The sequence below is a fragment of the Roseateles microcysteis genome (assembly GCF_036880965.1).
Taxonomy (GTDB): Bacteria; Pseudomonadota; Gammaproteobacteria; order Burkholderiales; family Burkholderiaceae_C; genus JAUASW01.
Genome location: NZ_JBAJMV010000002.1, coordinates 185825 through 206333 on the forward strand (window position 1 = coordinate 185825; position 20509 = coordinate 206333).

The following is a 20509-nucleotide window of genomic DNA, read 5'->3' on the forward strand; positions in this document are numbered from 1 at the left end:
GCAAGCATCATGTGGATGACCCGTGTCTCCATCCAGAACCCGGTCTTCGCGACCATGGTGATGGTGGCAATTTGCGTGCTGGGCATGTTCTCGTACGCCAAGCTGGGTGTCGAGCAGATGCCCGACATCAGCTTCCCCGGCGTCTACATCGACGTCCGCTATCCCGGCGCCTCGCCCGAGGCAGTGGAGCGCGAGGTGTCGCGCCCGCTCGAAGAAGCGCTGAACACCATTGCCGGTGTCGAGCGCATCAACTCGCGCGCTTTCGAGGGGCGCACCCAGGTCAATGTGGAGTTCGGCCTGAACGCCGACATGAGCCGCGTCATGCAGGACGTGCGCGACCGCGTGGCCATGGCGCAGGCCGGCTTTCCCAAGGACGTGAAGCCGCCGATGGTGATGCGCTACCAGGGCGACAACGCCCAGCCCATCGTCGTGATGGCGCTGATGAGCAAGACGCGGCCGGCGCGCGAGCTGTCGATGCTGGCCGAGTTCACCATTTCCAAGCGCCTGGCGCGTGTGGACGGTGTGGCCAAGGTGGACATCGGCGGCATGGTCTCGCGCGAAGTCCGCATCGACCTCGACCCACAGCGGCTGCGCGCCTATGGGGTCACGCCGGCCGAGATCGCCTCGGCGCTGAACCAGGCCAATGCCGACCAGCCGGTGGGCATGCTGTCGGACGGCACGTCGGACGCCATGCTGCGCGTCGAAGGCAAGGTCAAGGACCCCAAGGAATTCGCCAAGATCGTCGTGGCCCGCCGCGGCAATCTGGCGCTGACGCTGACCGACCTCGGCACCCTGGTGGAGCGTGAGCGCGAGCCCGATTCCATCGCCCGCATCAATGGCCAGCCGGCCGTGAGCTTCTACGTTTTCAAGCAGCAGGATTCCAACATCGTCGCCACCGGCGAAGCGGTGAAGGACGCGGTGAAGGAGATCCAGAGAACCCTGCCGGACGACATCAAGCTGGAGCTGATGTACGTCAACAGCGACTTCGTCAAGGGCTCGCTGGAGGGCCTGAAGCACACGCTGATCGAAGGCGCGCTGCTGACGGTGGCCATCGTCTTCCTGTTCCTGCACAGCTGGCGCTCGACCATCATCACTGGCCTGACCCTGCCTATCGCTGTGATCTCGAGCTTCATCGCCGTGCATGCCTTCGGCTTCACCTTGAACTTCATGACGATGATGGCCTTGAGCCTGTGCATCGGCCTGCTGATCGACGATGCCATCGTGGTGCGAGAGAACATCGTGCGCCATGTGGCCATGGGCAAGGACCATCACACGGCCGCGGCTGACGGCACGAACGAGATTGGCCTTGCCGTGATGGCCACCACCTTCGCCATCTGCGCCGTGTTCGTGCCGGTCGCCTTCATGGGCGGCATCATCGGCAAGTTTTTCTACCCCTTCGGCATCACCGTGGCGGTGGCCGTGATGGTGAGCCTTTTTGTCAGCTTCACGCTGGATCCGATGCTCTCCAGCATCTGGAAGGACCCGCCGAGCACGATGCTCAAGAAGCTGCCGGTGATCGGCCACCTGATCCGTGGCACCGACCGTGGCATGGAGGGGCTGCACGCCTTCTACGAGCGGGCTATCCGCTGGATCTTCTCGGGCCGCCGATATCGCGTCTTCGTGCCGCCGGTGCCGGCCTACGGTCGTCCCTTCAAGGCTGATGGCTCACGTGACCGTTCTGCCAAGCGCGGCCTGCGCTTTGCCACCCTGACGCCGCGTGGCATCGTCGCCTGGTCGGGCGTGGGCAGCTTTGTGCTTGCGCTGTTCCTGGCTGGCTTCGTGGGCAGCGAGTTCGTGCCCGAGACCGACCAGGGCTTCACCCAGCTGACGCTGCGCATGCCCACGGCCACCAGCCTGGACCGCGGCAATGCCAAGGTGCAGCAGGTCGAGGAGATCCTGTCGCAGTTCAAGGAGATCAAGATGGTCTCCACCGTGGTGGGCGCTTCGGGCGAGGGCATGGCCACGGGCCGCAACCAGGCTCAATTGAATCTCTCGCTGGTGGACCGCAAGGAACGCAAGCGCACGCAGAAGGAAGTGGAGAACGCGGTCCGCGAGGCCATCGCCAAGGTTCCGGGCATCGAGGTCAGTGTCGGCTTCAACCGCCCGGTCTGGATCACGCTCTTGGGCAACGACGCCGAGCAGCTGACCAAGGCCGCCAACGACCTGGCCGACAAGATCCGCAAGGTCAAGGGCACCGTGGACGTGGACACGACGGTGCGCGCCGGCCTGCCTGCCTTCGCGGTGAAGCTGAAGGACTCGGCGATCCGTGAGCTGGGTCTGACCGCGCCGCAAATCGCTTCTTCGCTGCGTGCCTATGTGAACGGCGAGGTTGCCACCTACTGGACCACGCCGGACGGCAACCAGGTCGAGGTGCTCTTGCGCCTGCCCATCGAGCAGCGCCAGCGCGTCGAGCAGATGTACAAGCTGCCGGTCGCGTTCTCCAAGGACGGCGCACCGATCTCGCTGGACCAGGTCGCCACCATCGAGCAGGTGTTCAACCCCGAGGTCATCCGTCGCCAGAACCTGCAGCGCCGTGAGGCCGTCTATGCCGGCGTGCAAGGCCGCAGCTCGGGTGAAGTGAACGAGGAAGTCGCCAAGCTCGTCAAGAACCACCAGCTGCCGCCGGGCGTGAGTTTCCTGGTGGACGGCGCAGGCAAGCAGCAGCAAGAGGCCTTCATGGGCCTGGTCGGTGCCATGGGCCTGGCGGTGATCTTCATCTACATCGTGCTGGCCAGCCAGTTCGGCAGCTTCCTGCAGCCGATTGCCATCATGGCTTCCTTGCCACTGGCGCTGCTGGGCGTGATGCTGGCGCTGCTGGTGACGGGCTCGACGCTGAACGTGTTCTCGATGATCGGCCTCGTGATGCTGATGGGCCTGGTGACCAAGAACGCGATTCTTCTTGTGGACTTCGCCAACCATGCCCGCAAGGCCGGGGCGACGGTGGCCGATGCCTTGCGGGAGGCCGGGCTGATCCGGATGCGCCCGATCATCATGACCACGGCCGCGATGATCTTCGGCATGCTGCCCATGGCCATCGCCTTCAACGAGGGCGGCGAGATCCAGGCGCCCATGGGCCGGGCCATCATCGGCGGCGTGCTCACCTCGACGCTGCTCACCCTCGTCGTGGTGCCGGTGATCTACAGCTATGTGCTCAACGTGCCGCGCCGCTGCAGCGAGGCCGTGAGCTGGGTCAAAGCTTTGTTCGGCCGTCGCCCAGGCACCTTGCCTGGCGCAGTGATGCCGGCCGGTGATGACTGAAGTTTTTTTGCGGCGAATGTGAGAAGGGGCGCACTGGCGCCCCTTTTCCTTTCACACGGTCGCGGTAGCATGGTCCGCTCGATCCAAGGAGTCAGTGATGAGCGAAACCACCCAGAAGTACCGCCTGGTCACCCGTAGCGATTTCGATGGCCTGGTCTGTGCCGTGCTGCTGAACGAGCTGGACATGATCGACGACATCAGCTTCGTCCATCCCAAGGACATGCAGGACGGCAAGGTTGCGATCACCGAGCGCGACATCACGACCAACCTGCCTTTCGTGCCGGGCGCCCATCTGGTGTTCGACCACCATGAGTCGGAAACGGTGCGCAACACCGGCGAACGCAAGAACCACATCATCGACCCGAAGGCGCCGTCGGCGGCTCGCGTGGTCTACGACTACTACGGTGGCAAGGCGCGCTTTCCGCGCATCAGCGAGGCCATGATGGCGGCGGTCGACAAGGCCGACTCGGCGCAGTTCACCCGCGAAGAAATCCTCGACCCGAGCGACTGGGTGCTGCTGAACTACCTGATGGATTCACGCACTGGGCTGGGCCGCTTCCGCGAGTTCCGCATCAGCAACTACGCGCTGATGATGGACCTGATCAAGTACTGTGCCGACCACGACATCGATGACATCCTGCGCTTGCCCGACGTGGTCGAACGCATCGACCTCTACTTCGAGCACACAGCACAGGCGCGTGAGCAGATCGAGCGCTGCACCACGGTGCACAAGAACCTCGCTGTGCTGGACCTGCGCGGTGAAGAAACCATCTTTGCCTGCAACCGCTTCATGATCTATGCGATGTACCCGGAGACCAACATCTCCATCCACGCAATGTGGGGCCTGCAAAAGCAGAACACGGTGTTCGCCACCGGCAAGTCCATCCTGGACCGCAGCAGCAAGACCAATGTGGGCGAGCTGATGCTCAAGTACGGCGGCGGTGGCCACAATGCGGCCGGCACCTGCCAGATTGCCAACGACCAGGCCGAAACGGTGCTGGCCGAGCTGATCGCCAAGATCAATCAGGATGGCTGAGCTGGGCGCTGGTGCGGTGCTACGGTGGCTTCGCTTCGAAAATAGTTGACCTGGTGTTATTGACAGTACTGTATGTGAATACAGTATCATCCGGCCCATCGATTCACCGTTTCCACCGGAGTTCGCATGGGCCGCTTTTCTTCTGTCTCTTCGCTTCTGAGCCGTTTGAACCGCCTCAAGGACCCCAACGCCTGGGTCTGCCTGATCGCCGTGTTCGTGATCCTGGGTTTGATGGGTGGGGCGTTCGAACCGGCCTCGATGGAGGGCAGCATCCATGATGCGGGCATGAATGAAGCCTCGTCACTCGAGGTCGCGCTAGGTGCACCTTTGGCAGCCGCGATTCAGCCGGGATGAGAGCCTGCGCCCGCGGCTGTCGGCTTCGGGCTTGAGCGCAAGACCACGGCGACGAGCAGCGTCGCCAGCAGTGCGAAGCCGGCACCCAGGCCGAACGCCAGTTGGTAGCCGCCGCTGAGCGACTGAGGCAGGGCCGAACCCGCGGCGGCGAGGGCGCTGCTGCGTGCCGCGGCCAGGCTGGCCAGCACGGCCAGCCCAAGGGAGCCGCCCATCATGAAGGCCGTGTTCACCACGCCTGAGGCCAGGCCCGAATCTTCCGGCTTCACCTCGCTCATTGCCGCCAACAGCAGCGGGTTGAAGGCGACACCGGAGCCGAGTCCCAGCAGAAGCATGCCGGGCACGATGTCCAGCCACATCGTGCCGTCCACCGGAGCGCGGGCAAACAGCGCCAGGCCGCTGGCACCCAGCAGCAGGCCACAGACCAGAGGCCCGCGGATGCCGAAGCGCATCACGATCTTGGCTGAGAGGCCCAAGGAGAAGCCGGCCATGATCAGATTGGCGGGCAGGAAGGCCAGGCCGATCTGCATCGGCGTGAAACCCAGCACCAACTGCATGTACAGCGCCGATATGAAGAACCAGGCGAACATCGCGGCCGCCCACAACACCCCCACAGCATTGGCCACGGCCACCGAGCGCAGCTTGAAAAGCGAGAGCGGCATCAAGGGCTGTTTCACCCTGGATTCAATCAGGAGGAAGCTGAACAGCAGCAGCACGGCGCCCGTCAGCAGGCCCAGCGTGACCGGCGAGGTCCAACCAGCCTCATTGCCGTTCACTACCGCATAAACAGCCAGCATCAGGGCGCTCGTCACCGTCACAGCGCCGGCCAGGTCCAACTTCACCGCGTGCAGCGCCTTGCTGCGCGGCAGCAGCAACAGGCACAAGCCGAATACCACGGCGCCAATGGGCAGGTTGACCAGGAACACCCAGTGCCAGTCCAGCGCGCTGGTCAGCAAGCCGCCGAGCAGCACGCCGATGCTGCCGCCGCCGGCACAGACAAAGCCGTAGACACCCATTGCCTTGGCCCGTTCACCATCCTCGGTGAACAGATTCATGATCAGTGACAGCGAAATCGCCGACACCACGGCGCCACCCAGGCCCTGCACGGCGCGCGCTGCAATCAGCATCGTCTGCGAACCGGCCATTCCGCAGGCGGCTGAAGCCGCAGTGAACAAGGCCAGGCCCAGCAGGAACATTCGCCGGTGTCCATAGAGGTCACCCAGACGGCCGCCCAGGAGCATGAAACCGCCAAAGCTCAGCATGTAGGCATTGACCACCCAGACCAGCGAAGTCTCGGTAAAGCCCAGGTCGGCACGGATGGAGGGCAGGGCGACATTCACGATGGTCGTGTCCAGCACGATCATCAGCACGCCCAGGCACAGCACCATCAGGGCCAGCCAGCGGCGGCGGGGATGCAGGTCTTGTTCTGTCATGGAGTTCCTGTTTTCGACGGTCGGCGAGGTTAGCAGGCCGCTTGGCCGGCAGTTGCAGACACGACGATCAGGATGCTTGGACTTCGACAGGCAAAGACAATCTCCAGGAATGGCTTCCGCCAGCCTCAGCACTCGACGATGTTCACCGCCAGCCCGCCGCGGGCCGTTTCCTTGTACTTGGTCATCATGTCGGCGCCGGTGTCGCGCATGGTCTTGATGACCTTGTCCAGGCTGACGAAGTGCGTGCCGTCGCCGCGCAGTGCCATGCGAGCGGCGTTGATGGCCTTGACCGAGGCAATGGCATTGCGTTCGATGCAGGGTATCTGCACCAGGCCGCCCACCGGGTCGCAGGTCAGGCCCAGGTGGTGTTCCATGCCGATCTCGGCGGCGTTCTCGACCTGCTCGGGTGTGCCGCCCATGACCTGGCAGAGTGCCGCGGCAGCCATCGAGCAGGCCACGCCGACTTCGCCCTGGCAGCCCACTTCGGCGCCAGAGATGGATGCGTTTTCCTTGTAGAGGATGCCGATGGCGGCGGCGGTCAACAGGAAGTCGATCACGCCGTCGTCATTGGCATGGTGGACGAAGCGCGAGTAGTAGTGCAAGACGGCGGGCACGATGCCGGCCGCGCCGTTGGTCGGCGCCGTGACGACACGACCGCCTGCCGCGTTCTCTTCGTTCACGGCCAGCGCGTACAGGTTGACCCAGTCCATGACCTGCAGCGGATCTCGCAATGCGGCTTCGGGGTTGGCAGTGAGATCGCGGTGCAGCTGCGCGGCTCGGCGCTTGACCTTGAAGCCGCCCGGCAGGATGCCTTCGGTCTTGCAGCCGCGCGTCACGCAGTCCTGCATCACCTGCCAGATTTTCAAGAGGCCGGTTCGGGTCTCTTCATCGCTGCGCCAGTGACGCTCGTTGCGGCGCATCACCTCGGCAATCGTGATGCCGTGCTCCTTGGTCAGGGCCAGCAGCTCGTCGCCGGTCTTGAAGGGGTAGGGCAGTACCGTGGCATCGGGCGCGATGACCTTCTGCTTCGAGCCGTCCGCCGCGACCTCGTCGCTGACGATGAAACCCCCACCGACCGAGTAGTAGATGCGGTTGGCGACTTCGTTGCCCTCGGCATCGAAAGCCAGGCAGCGCATGCCGTTGGCATGGAACGGCAGGGATTCGCGGCGCTTGAAGACCAGGTCCTTGGCCTCGTCGAACCTGACCACCTGCTTGCCAAGCAAATTCAGGTCGCCAGCGCGGATCGCTGCGAGCAGCGAAGGGATGGCCTCGATGTCCACCGTGTCCGGCTCATGGCCGGCCAGGCCCAGCAGCACGGCCGTGTCGCTGCCATGGCCCTTGCCGGTGGCGCCGAGGCTGCCGTACAGGATCACCTGCACGCGGGCCACGCGGGCCAAGAGGCCTTCGTGGTCCAGGCGCAGGCCGAACAGGCGCGCGGCGCGCATCGGGCCCACGGTATGCGAGCTCGATGGCCCGATGCCGATCTTGAAAAGGTCGAAGACCGAGACTGCCATGCTGGCTCCTCCATGGAGCCTCTGGTGGAGGCTCTTCTAGGTTCTAGGCGATTGATCCGGTCTGATCGACCAACTTACTCGTACGAGGAGATCGGCGGGCAGGAGCAGACCAGGTTGCGGTCGCCGTAGACGTTGTCCACGCGGCCGACCGGCACCCAGTACTTCTGGCGGCGCAGTGTGGCCACCGGATAGGCTGCGACTTCGCGGCTGTAGCCATGGGCCCATTCGGCCTTCATCAGGCTTTCGGCCGTGTGCGGCGCATTGACCAGCGGGTTGTCCGTGGCCGTCCAGGTGCCGGCTTCAACTTGTGCGATCTCGGCGCGGATGGCCAGCATCGCGTCGCAGAAACGGTCCAGCTCGTACTTGGATTCGCTCTCGGTCGGCTCGACCATCAGCGTGCCGGCCACCGGGAAGGACAGGGTCGGTGCATGGAAGCCATAGTCGATCAGGCGCTTGGCCACGTCTTCGGCGCCCACACCGGTCGCGTCTTTCAGCGGGCGGATGTCCAGGATGCACTCGTGCGCCACGCCACCGCCCTTCACGCCGGCGATATTGCCGCTGAAGTGGATGTCGTAGGCATCAGCCAGGCGGGCGGCCACATAGTTGGCGGCCAGGATGGCCACTTCGGTCGCGGCGGTCAGGCCTTCCGCGCCCATCATGCGGACATACATCCACGAGATCGGCAGCACGGCGGCATTGCCCAGCGGCGCGGCAGACACAGCGCCGATGGCGGTATCGCTCACGTAGCCAGCCGAGCGGTGCGTGGGCAAGTAGGGCACGAGGTCGGCGACCACGCAGACCGGGCCGACACCGGGGCCGCCACCGCCGTGGGGGATGCAGAAAGTCTTGTGCAGGTTCAGGTGGCTCACATCGCCGCCGAACTCACCCGGTGCCGCCACGCCCACCAGGGCGTTCATGTTGGCGCCGTCCACGTACACACGGCCGCCATGCGAGCGCACCAGGGCGCAGATTTCCTTCACATGCGTGTCGAACACACCGTAGGTGGAGGGGTAGGTGATCATGATCGCGGCCAGATTGGCGCTGTGCTGCTCGCACTTGGCCTTCAGGTCCACGAGGTCGATGTTGCCTTCCTTGTCGCACTTGGTGACCACGACCTGCATGCCCACCATCTGGGCCGATGCGGGGTTGGTGCCGTGAGCCGACTCGGGGATCAGGCAGATCTTGCGATGGCCTTCGTTGCGCGCCTCATGGAAGGCCTTGATCGCCAGCAGGCCGGCGTACTCGCCCTGCGAGCCAGCGTTCGGCTGCAGCGAGATGCCGGCATAGCCGGTGGCCTGGCACAGCCAGGCCGTCAGCTGCTCGTTCAGGAGCGCATAACCCTTCAGTTGGTCGTGCGGTGCGAAGGGGTGGATGTTCGCGAACTCGGGCCAGGTGATGGGGATCATCTCGCTGGTGGCGTTCAACTTCATGGTGCACGAACCCAGCGGGATCATCGTGCGGTCCAGCGCCAGGTCCTTGTCGGACAGCGCGCGGATGTAGCGCAGCATCTCGGTTTCCGAGTGGTGCGTGTTGAAGACCGGATGCGTCAGGTACTCGCTCGTGCGGACCAGCTCGGCCGGGACCAGGGAAGCGACGCCCTTCTCGAACTTGGACAGGTCCAGCGACTTGCCGAAGGCAGTCAGGATGGCTGCCAGGTCAGCGCGCGTCGTGGTCTCGTCCAGCGAGATCGAGACGCTGGTGCCGGAGGCGCGGCGGAAGTTCATGCCGGCCTTCAAAGCGGCGGCCAGGATGCTGTCAGTCTTGTCGCCGGTGTTGATGGTCAGCGTGTCGAAGGCAAAGCCATTGCCCTTGCGGTCGCCCAGGGCCTCAGCCAGCACAGCCGTGTAGCTGGCCACGCGCTGGGCGATGCGCTTGAGGCCTTGCGGGCCGTGATAGACCGCGTACATGCTGGCGACAACGGCCGGCAGCACCTGGGCGGTACAGATGTTCGAGGTGGCCTTTTCGCGGCGGATGTGCTGCTCGCGCGTCTGGAGCGCCAGGCGGTAGGCCGGGTGGCCGTGTACGTCCACCGAGACGCCGACCAGGCGGCCGGGCAGGTTGCGCTTGTACTCGTCCTTGCAGGCCATGAAGGCGGCGTGCGGGCCGCCATTGCACATAGGCATGCCGAAACGCTGGGTCGTGCCCACGGCGATGTCGGCGCCTTGCTCGGCGGGCGACTTAAGCAGTGTCAGGGCCAGCAGGTCGCAGGCGGCGATCAGGAGGCCGCCTTGGGCGTGCACTGCATCGGCAATGGGCTGCAGCGAGCGGATCTCGCCGCTCACGGCCGGGTACTGCACCAGCGCCGCGAAGCACTCGGTCTTGCCAGCGTCAGCAGCCGGGCCGACCTGCACCGTGATGCCCAGCGGCTTGGCGCGGGTGTTCACCACTTCCAGCGTCTGCGGCAGCACGTCGTCGGCCACGAAGAAGACCTGGCTCTTGCTCTTGCCCACGCGGGCCGCCAGCGTCATGGCCTCGGCGGCGGACGTCGCCTCGTCCAGCATCGAGGAGTTGGCGATGGCCATGCCGGTCAGGTCGCAGACCATGGTCTGGAAGTTGACCAGTGCCTCCATGCGGCCTTGCGAGATTTCGGCCTGGTAGGGCGTGTAGGCGGTGTACCAGGCGGGGTTCTCGAGGATGTTGCGCAGGATGACGCCAGGCGTCAGCGTGTCGTAGTAGCCCTGGCCGATGTAGCTCTTGAGCACCTTGTTCTGCGCAGCCACGGCCTTCATTTCGGCCAGCGCCTGGGCTTCCGAAGCCACGGGCAGCAGGTCCATGCCGCGCGAGCGCTTGATGCTGGCGGGCACGATGGATTCGATCAACGCGCGACGCGAAGCAGCGCCGATGACGGACAGCATCGCGGCTTCATCAGCGGCATCGGGGCCGATGTGGCGGGCTTGGAATTCGGCGGCGTTCTCGAGCTCGGCGAGCGGCTTCAGGGCGGACATCAGCATGGCAACAATCCTTGTGCGTCGACCGGCTCGTGGCCGGCGGACGCGAAATCTGGGGTGGCCCGGATGCCCGGGCGATAAAACAGCGGGCACCCAGTGCCCGCTTCAAAACAATCAGCCGATCAGCTGTTCTTGACCAGCTCGTCGTAGGCGGTCCCGTCCATCAGGCCGTCCAGCTGGGCCGGATTGCTGAGCTTGACCTTGAAGAACCAGCCGGCGTTCAGCGGGTCGCTGTTGGCCAGCGAAGGGTCGTCGCGCAGGCCTTCGTTCACTTCGGTGATCTCGCCGTCGACCGGCATGTAGACGTCGGCGGCGGCCTTCACGGACTCGACCACGCCGGCCACTTCCTTCTCGGCAAAGGCCTTGCCGACTTCGGGCAGGTCGACGAAGACCACGTCGCCCAGCGCATCCTGCGCGTGGACCGTGATGCCCACGGTGACGATGCCGTCGGCTTCGATCTTGACCCACTCGTGGTCGGGCGTGTACTTGATGCTCATGGAGTGCTCCGTGTTGGTCGGATGAGGAAAAGGGAAAGAGTTCTGAATCAACCGCGAATCAACCGCGGTAATAACCGTTGGGCGTGAAAGGCGTGCTGGAAACCGTCATCGGCGTGCGCTTGTCGCGGACCACGGCAAAGACTTGCGTGCCCAGTGCAGCGTGAGCAATGTTCAGATAGGCCAGCGCCACCGGCTTGTTGACCGTAGGGCCCAGGGTGCCGCTGGTGACGACGCCGATCTCGATGCCGGCTTCGTCAACAATTCTGGCGCCTTCGCGCACCGGCATGCGCTCACTGCCGACCAGGCCTACGCGCTTGCGCGAAGCGCCGCTGGCCAACTGCTGGTCGATGACGGCAGCGCCGGGGTAGCCGCCGGCACGGGCGCTGCCGGCGCGGCGCACTTTCTGGATCGCCCAGGTCAGCGAGGCTTCGACCGGTGTGGTCGTGGTGTCGATGTCATGGCCGTAGAGGCACAGACCCGCTTCCAGGCGCAGCGAATCGCGGGCGCCGAGGCCGATGGGGGCGACTTCCGGCTGGGCCAGCAGCTTGCGGGCCAGGGCCACGGCCTGGTCTTGATGGACCGAGATCTCGAAGCCGTCTTCGCCGGTGTAGCCGGAGCGGGTCAGGAAGGTGGGGATGCCGTCGAGCTCGAAAAAGCCGCCGGTCATGAAGGTCAGCTTGGCCACATCCGCGTTCAGGCGGGAGAGGGCGGTCACAGCCTGCGGGCCTTGCAGCGCCAGCAGTGCCTGTTCGGGCATGGGAATGACTTCGCACTTGCTGCCAATCGTGGCTTGCATGTGGGCGATGTCCTGCACTTTGCAGCCGGCGTTGACGACCACGAACAGGTCGTCCGGGCGGCGGCAGATCATCAGGTCGTCCAGGATGGCGCCTTGCTCATTCGTGAACAGGGCGTAGCGCTGCTTGAACACGCCCAGATCGATCACGTCCACCGGCACGATGGTCTCCATCGCGGCGGCGGCGCCAGCGCCCACGAGGCGCAGTTGGCCCATGTGGGAGACATCGAACAGTCCGGCCGAGGCGCGCGTGTGCTTGTGCTCGCCCATCACACCCATCGGGTATTGCACGGGCATGTCGTAGCCGCCGAAGGGCACCATCTTGGCGCCAAGTTCGATGTGGAGGGCGTGCAGGGGGGTCTTGAGCAGTTCGGCGGACATGGCGGAGAGGCTTTCGAGGGCAGTCGTCTGGCCCACCCCATCAGATGACGGAAGGTGGGTGTTGATGCCCTCGCTGTCCTTGGTACTTGAGAGATTCGCCGCCAGCGTCTCGCCGGCAACTTGCCCCTTCAGTGGACGGATTCGATGACCCGCCTCTCTCCAGTGAGGAACGCCCCGGTCGGAGCGTCTTGTCAGTCCTTTTGCCTGAGCGTTTGAAGCGTGGGATCAACCAGTGCTTCTGCGCCTTCGGCGGTTCTCGCTAGAAAACTCTCTCCTGACGGGCGGGATTGTAGCCACGGTTTTAAGCCTCACCTAAGGCGGCCATGCAGAATTGCCTCCCAAACATGCGCATTCTTCTGGTCGAGGACGATTCAATGATCGGCGAGCAGCTGCTGGACCTGCTGCGCGCCGAAGACTATGCGGTCGACTGGGTTCGCGACGGCGAGCTGGCCGATGCCGCCCTGCAGGCGCAGGCCTACGACCTGGTGCTGCTCGACCTGGGCCTGCCGCGCAAGGACGGCATGAGCGTGCTGCGCTCGCTGCGGGCCCGCAAGCAGGCGATGCCGGTGCTGATCATGACGGCCCGCGATGCGGTGGAACAGCGCATCGCCGGCCTTGACGCGGGCGCCGACGACTACGTGCTCAAGCCTTTTGACCTGGACGAGCTGCTTGCGCGCATCCGCGCCTTGCTGCGCCGTGCAAGTGGTCGGGCCGAGCCGGTCTACAGCCACAAGGGCGTCAGCATCAACCCGGTCAGCCGCGAAGTGCTGGCTGAGGGCAGGCCAGTGACGCTGTCGGCTCGCGAATGGGCGGTGCTGGAGCCGCTGCTGGCACGGCCGGGCCTCGTGCTCTCGCGCCAGCAGCTTGAAGAAAAGCTCTACAGCTGGAAGGACGAGATCTCCAGCAACGCGGTCGAGGTCTACATCCATGGCATCCGCAAGAAGCTGGGCGCCGGCCTGATCGAAAACGTGCGTGGCGTGGGCTACCGGGTGCCGCGCGAATGAACAAACTGCTCGACTGGGGCCTGATGCCGCGCTCCTTGCGCTACCGACTGATCGTGTCGCTGATCGTCCTGCTGTCGGTGGCCGCCTTGCTGCAAGGCCTGAGCGCCTACCGCAATGCCCTGGCCGAGACCGATGAAATCTTCGACTACCAGATGCAGCAGATGGCCTTCTCGCTGCGCGGCAACCTTGGCGGTGCGTCAGCCAGCGGCACCTTGAGCGTGCCGGTGGGCGAAGACCGCAGCTTCGACTTCCTGGTCCAGGTCTGGGGTTTGGACGGCGCACCGCTGTTCCGCTCGCCAGGTGAAGACGGGCTGCCGGCGCGCGCGGTGCTGGGCTTCTCCGAGGTCGAGTCGCGCGGCAAGCGCTACCGCGTGTTCTCGATGCAGACGCGCTACCAGGTCGTGCAAGTCGCGCAAGACCTTTCGGTGCGTCGACGCATGGCCAGCCAGCTGGCACTGCGCACCGTGGCGCCGATTGCGATGATGCTGCCCATCCTCGCGCTCGTGGTCTGGTGGGTGGTCAGCAGCTCCCTGGTGCCGGTGGCGCGGGTGCGCTCGCAGTTGGCTGCGCGCAAGGTGGAGGAGCTATCGCCATTGCCTGAACAAGAGCTGCCGGCCGAGGTGCAGCCGCTGGTGCGCGAGATGAATTCGCTCCTTGAGCGGGTGCGCGGCGCCTTCGAGGCGCAAGAGCATTTCGTGGCCGATGCTGCGCACGAGTTGCGCTCGCCCCTGGCCGCCTTGAAGCTGCAACTTCAGGGCTTGCAACGGGCCGAGTCAGTCGCGGATCGTGAACTTGCCACGCAACGCTTGTCGGCCGGCATCGAGCGTGCCAGTCACTTGATCGAACAACTGATGCTGCTGGCGCGCGCCGAGGGGCGCGAGCCGCAGCTCATGAAGGCTGTTGACCTGGAAGCCCTGTGTCGCGATGCCGTGGTCGAAGCCAGCCAGGCCGCGCAATTGCGCAGCATCGACATCGGATTGGCCGCCAGCGAGCTTGCAACAGTGCAAGGCCAGCCCGAAGCATTGCGCATCCTGGTGCGCAACCTGTTGGACAACGCAATCAAGTACAGCCCGCCTGGCTCCAGGGTCGACCTGAGCTTGCGGCTCGAAGGCCGGCAAGCCGTGCTTTGCGTGGAGGACAGCGGCCCTGGAATATCGCCCGGGGAGCGTGAGCGCGTGTTCGACCGCTTTTATCGCGGCCAGGGTCAGGCGCAGGCCGGCGGCGCAGGCCTCGGGCTGGCCATTGTTCGTGCCATTGCCGAGCGGCACGGCGCCCGGCTCTCGCTGTCGTCGTCGCCGCGGCTCGGTGGCCTGGACGTTTGCTTGCGCATGCCACTGGCCGATTTAAGACACGCCTAAGTCTTGAGCTTCAAAGTTCACGGCATCCCTTCACTTTCTTCCAGAGAGGATTGCCATGAACAAGAGTCAACGACTGATTCCGGCCAAGCGCCTGGTCTGGGCCCTGGCCGCCGGTGGTGTGCTGGGCCTGGGTTCGGGAGCGCTGGTCATGCAAAGCGCTGCAGCCGGCTTGAAGACAAGCGCTGCGGCCGCACCCGCGGTGGTCGCAGCGGCCGTGGCAACGCCTGTTGCAGCAGCTGCGCCAGCAACGGCGGTGCAGGGCAATCTCGTGACCCTGCCCGACTTTGCAGCCATCGCGGCCAAGCAGGGCGCTGCCGTCGTCAACATCAGTGTGACCGGCGCGGTCAAGGCGACAGCAAACCGCCGTCAACAGCAACCGCAGTTCGACGAGGACGATCCGTTCAGCGAGTTCTTCCGCCGCTTCCAGATCCCGAACCAGCCAGGCCAGCGCCAGATGCCGATGCGCGGCCAGGGCTCAGGCTTCATCATCAGCGACGACGGCGTGATCCTGACCAATGCGCACGTGGTGCGCGACGCGCAGGAGGTGAGCGTCAAGCTGACCGACCGCCGCGAGTTCCGCGCCAAGGTGTTGGGCACCGACCCCAAGACCGACGTGGCCGTGTTGAAGATCGAGGCCAAGAACCTGCCCGTGGTCCAGCTAGGCGCCACCAAGGACCTGCGCGTGGGCGAATGGGTGCTGGCCATCGGCTCGCCCTTCGGCTTCGAGAACAGCGTCAGCGCTGGCGTGGTGAGCGCCAAGGGCCGTGCCCTGCCGCAGGAAAGCTTTGTGCCCTTCATCCAGACCGATGTGGCGATCAACCCCGGAAATTCCGGTGGCCCACTGTTCAACACGCGCGGCGAGGTCGTGGGCATCAACTCGCAGATCTACAGCCAGAATGGTGGCTACCAGGGCCTGTCCTTCGCCATTCCGATCGAAGTGGCCAAGCGCGTTCAGCAGCAGATCGAGAAGGGCGGCAAGCCGCAGCATGCGCGGCTGGGCGTGGTGATCCAGGACGTGAACCAGGGCTTTGCTGATTCCTTCAAGCTCGACAAGCCCGAGGGCGCGCTGGTCGCCTCGGTGGAGGAGGGCGGTCCGGCCTCGAAGGCCGGCCTGCGCTCGGGTGATGTGATCCTGAAGCTCGACGAGCAGCCCATCGTTGCGAGCAGCGATCTGCCGGCCATGCTTGGCCAAAGGGTGCCGGGCGAGCAGGTGAAGCTGGAAGTCTGGCGCAAGGGCAAGCGCGAGAGCATCTCGGCCAAGCTGGGTGATGCCAACGCCAAGGGTGAGCAGCTTGCCGAGGGTGAGGACGACGAGGCCGGCGCGCCGCAAGGCAAGCTGGGCCTGGCCCTGCGGCCCTTGCAGCCGGCTGAGCGCCGCCAGAGCGGTGCCCGCGATGGCCTGCTGGTGCAGGATGCTGCGGGCCCGGCCGCCATGGCCGGCGTTCGGGCCGGCGACGTGCTGCTGGCCGTGAATGGCAGCCCGGTCACCAGCGTGGAGCAGGTGAGGGCGGCCGTGGCCGATTCAGGCAAGTCCGTCGCGCTACTGGTTCAGCGGGGCCGCGAGAAGATCTTCTTGCCGGTGCGCATCGGCTGATCTTGATGAATTGACGACGAAGAAGTTGACAGGGCGGGCGCCGCAAGGCCCCGCCCTGTTTTTTCTCTCGCGCCGAACTCAGTCGCCGTGGCTGCCGTGACCGTGACCAGTCAGCTCCAGGTCCACCGGCATGCCCTTGGCATCAGCGCCGTCGAAGAAGAAGGGCTTGCGCGGCTTGTTGCGCGAGACCACTTCATTCATCGTGCCAGCCTCGTACAGGCGGCCGTTGATCATCACGTGGCTGATGCGGTCGCTCTGGCGGATGTCCTTGAGCACATCGCCCTCGATGATCACCAGGTCAGCCAGCTTGCCGGCCTCCAGCGAGCCGATGTCCTTGTCCAGGCCGAGGTAGCGCGCCGGGTTGATGGTGGCGCTGCGCAGCGCTTCCAGCGAGTTCATGCCGCCGAGGCCGAACATCCACATTTCCCAGTGCGCGCCGAGGCCTTCGCGCTGGCCGTGGGCACCGATATTGGTCTGCACACCGGTGCGCTGCAGCTCGGTCGCCGTCTTGGCCACCTGGATGACGTTGAAGTCTTCCTCGGGTGCAGTGACGCGGCGGATGCTGCGCGGTTCCAGCACGCTGCGCGGCACGTACTTGGTCAGCAGCGGATGCTTCCAGACCTCGGTGCGCGAGTACCAGTAGTGCTCGCCGTCCAGGCCGCCGTAGGCCACGTTCAGCGTTGGCGTGTAGCCGACCTGCGTCTGGCTCCAGAACTGCTTCACGTCGTCGTAGACCTTGGCAATCGGCAAGGCATGTTCGACGCCGGTATGCCCGTCAACCACCATGCTCATATTGAGCTGGAACATCGAGCCGCCTTCGGGCACCACCATCATGCCGGTCTGGCGCGCGGCCTCGATCACCTGCTGGCGCTGCTCGCGGCGCGGCTGCTGGTAGCTCTTCACGCTGATGGCGCCATTGGCCTTCATGCGCTTGAGGTGCGTCAGCGCGTCGTCGTAGTTGTTGATGACCGCGGTGAAGGATGTCTTGGCGCCGTAGAGGATGGTGCCGGTCGAATAGATGCGCGGGCCGACCACCAGGCCGGCGCGCTGCATCTCCGACTGCGTGAAGATCTCGCCGCTGCTGTTGCTGGGGTCGTGGATCGTCGTCAGGCCGAAGGCGAGCGAGGCGTAGTTGACCCAGCTCTGCTGCGGGATCAGCGCGCTCTCGCCCATGCCACCATGCCAGTGCGCGTCGATGAAGCCCGGCACGATGGTCTTGCCTTTGGCGTCCACGGTCTTGGCGCCGGCCGGCACGGCGACCTGGCCCGCCCGGCCGACAGCGGCGATGCGGTTGCCGTCGATGACGATCACGCCGTCTTCGATCACCTCGTTGCCGCGCATCGTGGCAATGCGTGCGCCGGTGATGGCGATCTTGCCGCTCGGCTTGTCGGTCGCCTGCATGAAGCCGATCTTCACGCCGTTCTCGCTGGCCTTGTAGCTGGCCTTGCCGTCGGCGCCCACAGCGAATGCTGCCGACAGCGGCGTGGTGAACAGCTCATTGCCCATCGAAAAATGCAGCTTCTGGCTGTCGCCCGACCAGTGCATGCCGTCAGCCGCGTTCACGTCCAGCTGGCGCACGGGCAGCGCGTCCATCCTGGGGCCGACGGTGATGGCCTTGCCGGTCTGGGGCAGGGGTGTCACGTAGGCGTGGAAGCGCTCGGTGAATCCGAGCCACTGGCCATCCGGCGAGACCGCATAGTCGGCGCCGTTGTCGTTGCGGGCGATCTCGATTTCGCTGCGGTCGTTCAGGTCGATGCGGACCAGCTTGCGGACGCTGTCCACCTCGCTGGTCGACTGGCTGCGGTTGACGAAGAGCTGCTCGTTGCTGGCACCGAACTGCGGCGTGTCGCCGCTCTTGGTCACGAGCTTGGGCGTGCCCTTGCCGTCGGCCGAGACGATGAAGATGCCGGTTTCCAGGCCATGCCAGGGTGTCGTCAGGTAGCCACCGCGCGACTTGCTGAACACCACGCTCTTGCCATCCGGCGAGAAGCGCGGCGACAGGTACTTGCCCAGCGCGGTGGTCAGCACGGTTTCGCGGCCGCTGGCGATGTCGAGCTTGCGCACGCTGCCCAGCTTCTCGTCGTTCCAGGTCACGAACACCAGCTCCTTGCTGTCGCGCGAGAAGCTCGGATAGAACTCGAAGGCCTCAGCCTGCTTGGTCAGGCGGCGTGGCTGCGTGTTGCCCGCCAGGTCCTTGATGTAGAGGTGGCCCATCGCCGAATAGACGACGTTTTTGCCGTCTGGCGAAACGCTGACCCAGCGGAGTTGCTTGACCTCGAACTCGTCCGGCGCCACCACCTGCGGCACGCGCACGGCCTCGCGCACCTCACGCGTGTCCTTCACGTGGAAAGCGATCTCGCTGGCCGAACCCTTGAACGGATCGACTCGCCAGAGCTTGCCTTGCGCCCAGACGACGATGTTCTTGGCGTCCGGCGTCCAGGCGAACGACGGGTACACGCCGTAGACCGACCAGGCTTCCTGCAGGTCGCGTTCCAGGTGGCCCCAGGCGGCGAACTCGCGGCCGGTCTGCAGGTCCTTCAGGAAGAGGGTGCTCTGGTTGCGAACACGGCGCACAAAGGCCAGATACTTGCCATCGGGAGAGGGCGTCGGGCGAACCGCGCCACCGGCGCCCTGCACAAATGCTTCGGTGGAGCCGTCCCGCAGGTCCTGGCGGAAGATCTTGAAGATCTCGGCATTGCTGTCCTTGTTGTACTCGAACACGCGGCCCGGTGTGGCGTCGTTCGAGTAGTAGAGGTACTTGCCGTCGGGCGAGATGGCCGGCTCGCCCAGGTCCTTCTGCCAGTTCGGCTTCTCATTCAGCTGCACGCCCTTGCCGCCATCCACGTGGTACATCCAGATCTCGCCGGAGCCGGCCGAGCGGGTGCCGGTGTAATGCTTGCGAGCCAGCAGGTACTTGCCGTTCGGATGCCAGACGGGGTTGTTCAACAGCCGGAAATCTTCCTTGGTCACGGCCTTCGCGCCGGTGCCGTCGGCGTTCATCAGCCAGACGTTGTCGCCACCGCCCGCGTCGCTCAGGAAAGCGATCTGCTTGCCGTCTGGCGACCAGCGGGCCTGGTGCTCCCAGGCCATCGAATGCGTCAAGGCCTTGGCCTCGCCGCCGCCAATGGGCAGGGTGTAGAGGTCGCCCAGCAGGTCGAACACCACGGTCTTGCCGTCCGGGCTCACGTCCACGCTCATCCAGCTGCCCGTGCGCACATCGATGTTGACGGTCTTGCTCGGGCCGGGCGGGTTGTTGACGCTCCAGGCCGGCTTCTTGGCGGCGCTGGCGGCCGAGGCCGCATCTGCGGCTGGTGCGGTGGTCTGGGCATTTTGCGCGTTGGCGCCGAGGTTCAAGCCCAGGGTCAGGGCGGCGGCCAGCAGGCTCAGGCGCGGGTGGCGCGGCGCGGACTGGACAGCGAAAGTGATCATGAGACAGCTCTTTCGTGGTTGGAAAAGTGTGGAAAGAAACGGGCGGCGCGTGAGCATAGCGGCCCCTCGCAAAAGTGACCAAAGACAGGGGCTTGCGTGGCTAAACTGGGCAGGTTCGACAATGCATCGATCAGGGAGAAAGCAAGCATGGACCAACGAGTCATCGGCGTGCCAACGCGGCTCTGCGCATGGCTGAGCCTGATCTGCTTGGGGCTGGGGCAGCCGGCCCCGGTAAAGGCCTTCGACGCGGGCGATCGGCGACCGGTGGCTTCGGCCGAAGCCGACCGGCGCGTCTGGTTGCGAGCCGTGATGCACTTTGATCTGACCGGGCAGGCCCGAGTGGTGGAGTTTCGCAATATCGACGGGCAGGTGCCTGCCGGTTTCATCGAAGTTCTTCAGCAGCGCTTGCTCAACGTGAAGCTGCAGCCGCCTGTGATCGGCGAGCAGGCCGTTGATTGGCGCACCGGCGCCATGGTGGAAGTGGAGATTCAGCGCAAGGACGACGGCGCCGGCCAGCTCACCATCAAGCAGCTTCGCTTTGCACCTTTGCTTGTGCGCCAGGTGCTGCAGGATCTGCCGCGCGCGCTGTCCGCGGCCCGGGCCTACGACCACCAGTTCATGGTGGTCTGCGACATCGATACGCAAGGCCATTGCGATCCCTCGATCGAGGCGCCGGTGCCCATGCCCGAGCCCGTGCGCAAGTGGGCGCTGGACAGTGCCAAGACCTGGCTGTTCGAGCCTCAGCAACTCGCCGGTCAGGCGGTGCCGGGCCGTGTCAAGCTGCCGATGCGGCTGCACACGCCGTTCGGCGAAGAAGGCCAACGCCCGATCGACTTCCGGGTGATCGATCCGATCAATCGGATGAGGTCATCGCGGGAATAGCCTCCGCCACCGAATGCCGCCGGCTCCAAAG

13 protein-coding genes and 2 riboswitches are annotated in these 20509 nt (G+C 65.2%); of the genes, 7 read left to right on the plus strand and 6 right to left on the minus strand.

Going from position 1 to position 20509, the window contains the following annotated elements; all coding sequences use genetic code 11:
• Window positions 1-9 precede the first annotated feature (9 nt).
• The 3 genes from V3596_RS05800 to V3596_RS05810 all read left to right on the plus strand — a co-directional run bounded on the left by V3596_RS05800 (window position 10) and on the right by V3596_RS05810 (window position 4648).
• A complete protein-coding gene (locus tag V3596_RS05800; RefSeq protein ID WP_334276722.1) occupies window positions 10-3258 on the plus strand; it encodes an efflux RND transporter permease subunit in 3249 nt (1082 codons plus the stop codon).
• Between the two features lie 97 nt (window positions 3259-3355).
• Complete coding sequence (locus tag V3596_RS05805) at window positions 3356-4294, plus strand: exopolyphosphatase (RefSeq protein WP_334276723.1); 939 nt, start codon at window positions 3356-3358, stop codon at window positions 4292-4294.
• A gap of 126 nt (window positions 4295-4420) precedes the next feature.
• Window positions 4421-4648 carry a hypothetical protein gene (locus V3596_RS05810; RefSeq protein ID WP_334276725.1) on the plus strand — a complete coding sequence of 76 codons (228 nt, stop codon included), beginning with the start codon at window positions 4421-4423 and terminating at the stop codon, window positions 4646-4648.
• Here the strand turns inward: V3596_RS05810 and V3596_RS05815 are convergent.
• From V3596_RS05815 to gcvT, 5 genes are all read right to left on the minus strand, one after another.
• Entirely contained in the window at window positions 4636-6078 is a 1443-nt protein-coding gene (locus tag V3596_RS05815) for an MFS transporter (RefSeq protein ID WP_334276726.1), read from the minus strand. The two genes, V3596_RS05810 and V3596_RS05815, sit on opposite strands and share 13 nt — an antisense overlap.
• A gap of 125 nt (window positions 6079-6203) precedes the next feature.
• The gene (locus tag V3596_RS05820; protein ID WP_334276728.1) at window positions 6204-7592 is read right to left on the minus strand and encodes an L-serine ammonia-lyase; all 1389 of its coding nucleotides are present in this window, start codon (window positions 7590-7592) and stop codon (window positions 6204-6206) included.
• 74 nt (window positions 7593-7666) lie between these two features.
• Window positions 7667-10543: an aminomethyl-transferring glycine dehydrogenase gene (gene gcvP / locus V3596_RS05825; RefSeq protein WP_334276729.1), complete on the minus strand. Its 2877-nt coding sequence runs from the start codon at window positions 10541-10543 to the stop codon at window positions 7667-7669.
• Between the two features lie 119 nt (window positions 10544-10662).
• On the minus strand, window positions 10663-11037 hold the full coding sequence (gene gcvH, locus V3596_RS05830) for a glycine cleavage system protein GcvH (RefSeq protein WP_334276730.1): 375 nt from the start codon (window positions 11035-11037) through the stop codon (window positions 10663-10665).
• A gap of 58 nt (window positions 11038-11095) precedes the next feature.
• A complete protein-coding gene (gcvT, locus tag V3596_RS05835) occupies window positions 11096-12211 on the minus strand; it encodes a glycine cleavage system aminomethyltransferase GcvT (RefSeq protein ID WP_334276732.1) in 1116 nt (371 codons plus the stop codon).
• Between the two features lie 63 nt (window positions 12212-12274).
• Window positions 12275-12384: riboswitch (glycine riboswitch) on the minus strand.
• A gap of 9 nt (window positions 12385-12393) precedes the next feature.
• Window positions 12394-12498: riboswitch (glycine riboswitch) on the minus strand.
• 57 nt (window positions 12499-12555) lie between these two features.
• Between gcvT and V3596_RS05840 the strand changes: the two genes are divergently transcribed.
• The 3 genes from V3596_RS05840 to V3596_RS05850 are packed head-to-tail and all read left to right on the plus strand — an operon-like array spanning window position 12556 to window position 16167.
• Window positions 12556-13215: a response regulator transcription factor gene (locus V3596_RS05840; RefSeq protein WP_334276733.1), complete on the plus strand. Its 660-nt coding sequence runs from the start codon at window positions 12556-12558 to the stop codon at window positions 13213-13215.
• Entirely contained in the window at window positions 13212-14573 is a 1362-nt protein-coding gene (locus V3596_RS05845) for an ATP-binding protein (protein ID WP_334276734.1), read from the plus strand. Before V3596_RS05840 ends, V3596_RS05845 begins: the two co-directional genes overlap by 4 nt.
• A gap of 55 nt (window positions 14574-14628) precedes the next feature.
• Entirely contained in the window at window positions 14629-16167 is a 1539-nt protein-coding gene (locus V3596_RS05850; RefSeq protein WP_334276736.1) for a Do family serine endopeptidase, read from the plus strand.
• A gap of 78 nt (window positions 16168-16245) precedes the next feature.
• Here the strand turns inward: V3596_RS05850 and V3596_RS05855 are convergent, their stop codons facing one another.
• Window positions 16246-19596, minus strand: a complete 3351-nt coding sequence (locus V3596_RS05855) for an amidohydrolase family protein (RefSeq protein ID WP_334276737.1) — start codon at window positions 19594-19596, stop codon at window positions 16246-16248.
• A 96-nt stretch (window positions 19597-19692) separates the two neighbouring features.
• On the opposite strand from V3596_RS05855, the gene V3596_RS05860 reads away from it, so the two are divergent.
• Window positions 19693-20478 carry a hypothetical protein gene (locus tag V3596_RS05860; RefSeq protein WP_334276738.1) on the plus strand — a complete coding sequence of 262 codons (786 nt, stop codon included), beginning with the start codon at window positions 19693-19695 and terminating at the stop codon, window positions 20476-20478.
• Window positions 20479-20509 lie beyond the last annotated feature (31 nt).